This is a genomic window from Methylobacterium variabile, from assembly GCF_001043975.1.
GTDB classification, from domain to species: domain Bacteria; phylum Pseudomonadota; class Alphaproteobacteria; order Rhizobiales; family Beijerinckiaceae; genus Methylobacterium; species Methylobacterium variabile.
The window spans coordinates 1-1,604 of sequence record NZ_LABY01000310.1 but is presented as its reverse complement, the minus strand read 5'-3'; the positions used below and the strand labels follow the sequence as shown (position 1 = coordinate 1,604).

At 70.3% G+C, this 1,604-nt stretch carries 1 protein-coding gene and 1 pseudogene; both read right to left on the bottom strand.

Annotation, left to right across the window (positions count from 1 at the left end):
• Positions 1–155 precede the first annotated feature (155 nt).
• Positions 156–890, bottom strand: coding sequence for an IS21-like element helper ATPase IstB (gene istB, locus VQ02_RS31875; RefSeq protein WP_425339943.1), 735 nt, complete (start codon positions 888–890; stop codon positions 156–158).
• Positions 891–892: 2 nt separating this feature from the next.
• A pseudogene (locus tag VQ02_RS31870) lies at positions 893–1,604 on the bottom strand (Mu transposase domain-containing protein); the annotation flags it as partial.

Sequence of the window (1,604 nt, the reverse complement as noted above, 5' to 3'; positions counted from 1 at the left end):
TGTCAAACGGCATCGGAACGGGACCCCTGATCGGCGTCCAATCGGGCCCCCTTGTTGCGCGTGGCGCGACGCCCCTGATCAGCCCGGCGAAGCGGGTCGGGGTGGCGCAGCCGGGCTGAGCAGGGGTCCAGGATGAGCCGCGCGCAGGCCGCCCTTCACGCCCGGTTCTTGAAGCGCCAGCTCTCGTTGCCGGTCTCGACGATCTCGCAGTGGTGGGTCAGCCGATCGAGCAGTGCCGTCGTCATCTTGGCGTCGCCGGCAAACACGCTCGGCCACTCCCCGAACGCCAGGTTGGTCGTCACCACGATCGAGGTCGTCTCGTAGAGCCGGCTGATCAGGTGGAACAGCAGCCGACCGCCCGACTGCGCGAACGGCAGGTAGCCGAGCTCGTCCAGCACCACCAGGTCGAGCCGGGCGAGGTGGTCGGCGATGCGGCCCTGCCGGCCGGCTCGCGCCTCGGCCTCGAGCCGGTTGACGAGGTCGACCACGTTGTAGAACCGGGCCCGCGCCCCGTCCCGGATGCACGACCGGGCGACCGCGATAGCCAGATGCGTCTTGCCCGTGCCGGTGCCGCCCACCAGCACGACGTTGCGCTGATGGGCCAGGAACTCGCCGCCGCAGAGGTCGCGCACCAGACCCTCGTTGATCGGCGTCCCGGCAAAGGCGAACTCGGCGAGGTCCTTGGCCAGGGGCAGCTTGGCAATCGTCATCTGGTAGCGGATCGAGCGCGCCTGCTTCTCGCTGATCTCGGCCTGCAACAGGTCGCCGACGATCTGCTGCGGTTCGTGGCTGCGCTTGAGGGCGACCTTGATGATCTCGTCGTAGGCCGCCTTCATCCCGAACAGCTTCAGCTCGCCCATGGTGGCGAGGATCTGCTGACGTTCCATCATGGGGCTCTCCTCAGGCTGTCGTAGCGGGCACAGTCGGCGACCGGCTCGTGGCGCAGCCGCAGGCTCTCGGGCGTCAGCAGCGGGACGGGCGCGGGCGGCTCCCGCTGGCGGGCCAGGATGTTGAGCACCACGTCGGCCGAGTGCACGCCCTCGCGCAGTGCCTCGGCGCAGGCCGCTTCGACCGCCGACAGGCCGTCGCCGAGCACGGCGGTGAGGATCTCGACAATCTGGCGGTCGCCGTCGGCGCTGCCGGTGAGCTTGCGGCGGATCCGTTCGAGGGCGGCGGGCAGGACCCAGTCCTTGAACGGTGCGCCGTTGCGCAGCGCGCCGGGCTTGCGGGCGAGCACGGGGACGTAGTGCCAGGGGTCGAACACCGTCTGGCCGCGGCCGAAGGCCCGCGGGTGCTCGGCGACGACGCGCCCGTCCTGGCGGATCTCGATGCGCTCGGCATAGGCGCGCACCTCGACCGGGCGACCGATGGCCGGGGCCATGACCGAGTACTTGTTGTTGTCGAAGCGCACCAGGCAGGTCGAGGACACGGCCGCCGGCACGGCGTGGAAGCCGTCGAAGCGTCCGGCGTAGGGGACCAGGGCTCCCCGTTCGGCTTCGAAGGCCTGCCAGATCGTCAGGTCGCGCTGCTCGGGATGCGGGTGGGCCTTGGCGTAGGCGACGACCCCGTCGAGCAGCAGAGCGTTGAGCTCGTCGTAGCTTCTC